General features: G+C 67.8%; 3 protein-coding genes. 1 reads left to right on the plus strand and 2 read right to left on the minus strand.

Annotated features, from left to right (window positions below; translation table 11 throughout):
• Together AC2VOR_RS01705 and AC2VOR_RS01710 are read right to left on the minus strand one after the other, a co-directional pair.
• On the minus strand, positions 1-400 hold a 400-nt coding region (locus tag AC2VOR_RS01705), incomplete at its 3' end, for an MMPL family transporter (RefSeq protein ID WP_486963084.1).
• A 90-nt stretch (positions 401-490) separates the two neighbouring features.
• Positions 491-1,912 carry a condensation domain-containing protein gene (locus AC2VOR_RS01710; RefSeq protein ID WP_486963085.1) on the minus strand — a complete coding sequence of 474 codons (1,422 nt, stop codon included), beginning with the start codon at positions 1,910-1,912 and terminating at the stop codon, positions 491-493.
• 417 nt (positions 1,913-2,329) lie between these two features.
• On the opposite strand from AC2VOR_RS01710, the gene AC2VOR_RS01715 reads away from it, so the two are divergent.
• Positions 2,330-3,460: beta-ketoacyl synthase N-terminal-like domain-containing protein (locus tag AC2VOR_RS01715; protein ID WP_486963086.1), on the plus strand; the 1,131-nt coding region annotated here is incomplete at its 3' end.

Consider the following 3,460-nt stretch of genomic DNA (forward strand, 5'->3'; position numbering starts at 1 on the left):
CCACGCCGACCGGCAGCACCCAGGCTTTGTGGTCTTTGCTGGTGAGGACCGGACGTAGGGGCGGCGTGCTGACGAAATCCTGCAGCATCAGGACATCGCGCGGGTCCTGGCGCAGCGCGTCCACCAGTTTGCGGTAGGCGGCTTCGTCGGCGGGGCCGAGTCCCTTGTCGTCAATCAGGACGACCAGCAGCAGGTCGTCGGAGCCCGATTCGTGAAACGCCTCGGTCATCTTCTTGGCGGTGACGCTCGACGGTGCATCGCTGGGCAGAATGGTAAGCGGATGCTTCTGGGCCATCTCGCCCAAGGACGGCAGTGCCAGCGGCAGGGCGGCCGCGATCGCGAGCCAGATCCCGATCACCGCCCAGGGCCACCGCACCACGAAATCCGCTAGCCGGCGCATGTCGTCCTCAACCCCGGCCGGCGCGGCCGTGGGCGCTCGCCGGCGACCCGCGCCGACGCTCTCCCACGCGAGCCCTCGAAGTACTTCGAGCTAGGCAACGCGCCCCCAGTGCCCGCGGCCGGCGACCCGCGTGCACACGGACTTCATCGCTTCCAGATAGCGGACAACCGATTTTTCGGCCACCGGGTTGTCGGGGTACATGATCGCCATCGCCGTACCCGCCCCGTAGCGAAATATGTAGATGGTCAGCTGATAGGAGAACCGGGCGTCGGAGTAGATCCCTATGTTGTTCGCGTAACCCAGGTCGGCTGCCGCGAGGACGGCGTTGAGCGGCGCCGCGCCGCCGTGCAAGAAGTTCGTCACCGGGAAGTTCGGCTGTGGCCAGCTCAGCCACGGCGCCAGTTCCAGCACGCGGTAGTACGGAACCTTCGCCAGGTGCTGGCCCGAATCGAAAGACGCCTGCGCCGCCCAGGCGGCGTCGCTGAAAGAGGCCGCGGCGATCGGCACGGTGATCGGCACCAGGCCGGTGAACCAGCCCTGTGTCATGAAGTTGTCCGTGGTTCTGCGTGTATCCCTGGGGGTGAGGCCGTAGTAGGTCAGAGCACCGGTGAACTCGTGCTCCACCAGGGCTATGCACGCGAACAAACCGCCGACGAAGCGCGCGCCGACCGCCGCGCAGGCCGATTCGAACCGCTCCGTCTGCTCCGCGTCCATCAGCAGTTCGGAGACCATGTCACTGCCGCCGGGCTCCAGCGGGTTACCCAGCGGCAGTGGGAATTCGGGAAAGCCACCGTTGTTGTTCTCGGCGAAGTCGATCCACGCGCGTACCTGAGGCGAATCCACGGTCAACTTCGACGTGTACTGGCGCTCGCGGGCGCAGAATTCGTCGAAGCTGCCGGCATCGGGAAGCGTCAGGCCCTCGCCGCCCTCGCTCAACGCCGTATACATCCCGTTGGCCTCGAGCATCGTCGTGCCGATCAAGGTCGCGTCCCCGTGGACGTGGTCCATGGCGGCGAAGAAAGTGAAATGGTCTTCGCTCTGCACGATCCCGAAGGTCCAGCAGCCCCACTCCAGCGGATCCGGTATGGCCACGAGATGGGCGCGTATTTCGTCGACCGTCATTCTGCCGTGGTCGATCGGCACGAACTCGATGTCCGCGGGGTCGCTGATGGCGTGCCGTACGAAGTTTCCGTCACCGACGTGGTCGAACCAGCTGCGGAACGTGTCATGCCGACGCAGGTAGGCGTTGAGGGCGCGGTCCATGGCCGCGACGTCACAGCGACCGGGAACGTCGCAGGTGCCGATGATCTGCCGCGAGAAGCCCAGGCCCGCGACCGTCCGCTCGTGATAATTGCGAAGATGCTGGCCCTGCATGTAGCTGACCGGCACGGAGCTGACCGGGGCCTGCCGGGCCTTTTCGGCAGCCGCGGCGGTCGGGTGCCAGGAGATGACCGTGCCTGGGGTCGGCCTCCAATCGTCGAGTGAGCCGATCGTTATTTGCCCGATTTGCAATACGTTCTCCCCGGTTTTCAGCGTGTTCCAAGGCGGCTGCCGGGCCGCGCTGGTCGCGAGACCAAGATAACCCCTGAGGCGGGCACCGTCGGCGGTATGGGTGGATACCCCCGCCCCGGCCGGGCGGGTTCGGCGGGCGGTTGTGGCGCGGCACCGGCCCGGCGCAATGCCGCACCGCGACGCGCACGGGCTTGTCATACTTGCGCACGGAGGTGGTTCGGCTGCGCGACCCGGCGGTGCATGTGTACATTGCCCCACAATGGTGTCTGGGGGCATTTTGCCGGGGGAGTTCCGCCAGGTCCGGTCTAGGGTGGGCGCAGTGAGCAGCTCGGGACCCGTTTGGGAACGACCACGGTTCCGGCGCCGCGGGCGCCGGCGAGCAGCGAAGCTCCCGATCGAGACAGTTAGGACAACCGCATGACATCCGCCGAAGACCCGATTGAGCGCGCATCGGGCTTTGCGATCGTCGGCTACGCGGCCCGCTTTCCGGGCGCCGCGGACGCGGACGAATTCTGGCAGGTGCTGGCCGAAGGCCGGGATGCGGTGTCCGAGGTGCCCTCCGATCGGTGGGATGCCGACGAGTTCTTCGACCCGGATCCCGACGCCCCCGGCAAGATCGCGACCCGCCGGGCGGGTTTTGTCGACGACGTAACGGGGTTCGACGCTCCGTTTTTCGGGATGTCGGCGCGCGAGGTCAGGTTGCTGGACCCGCAGCACCGGCTCCTGCTGGAGACGGCGTGGCGCGCGGTCGAGCATGCGGGCATCGCACCAACGGCCTTGGCGGACACCGACACCGGTGTCTTCGTCGGCTTGGCCACCCATGATTACCTGGGGATGGCATCCGGCGAGCTGACCTATCCCGAGATCGAGGCCTACATGGCGATCGGGACGTCGAATGCCGCGGCAGCGGGCCGGATCAGCCATCGGCTGGGGCTGCAGGGGCCGTCGGTGGCCGTCGACACGGCGTGCAGCTCGTCGCTGGTGGCGATCCATCAGGCGTGCCAGGCGCTGCTTTTGGGGGAATGCGACCTCGCGCTGGCCGGCGGCGCGAATGTCCTGCTCACCCCGGCGACCATGATCACCTTCTCCCACGCGCACATGCTCGCGCCCGACGGTAAGTGCAAGACGTTCGACGCGGCCGCGGACGGCTACGTGCGCGGCGAGGGTTGCGGTGTCATCGTGGTCAAGCGGCTCGAGGACGCGCTCCGCGACGGCGACCGGATCCGGGCCGTGATCCGGGGCAGCGCGATCAACCAGGACGGCGCGTCGGGTGGTCTGACGGTGCCCAACGGCATTGCGCAGCAGCGGGTTATCGCCCAAGCGCTGCGGCGGGCCGGCATCGCACCCGGGGACGTCGGGTACCTGGAGGCACACGGCACCGGGACATCGCTCGGCGACCCGATCGAGGTCCAGGCCGCCGGCGCGGTGTTCGGCGAGGGGCGCGACGCGGACCGGCCGCTGTTGATCGGGTCGGTGAAGACCAATATCGGGCACCTGGAGGCGGCCGCGGGGATCGCGGGCGTCATCAAGGTCATCCTGGCGCTCGAG

This window comes from Mycobacterium sp. TH-M103, assembly GCF_057473785.1.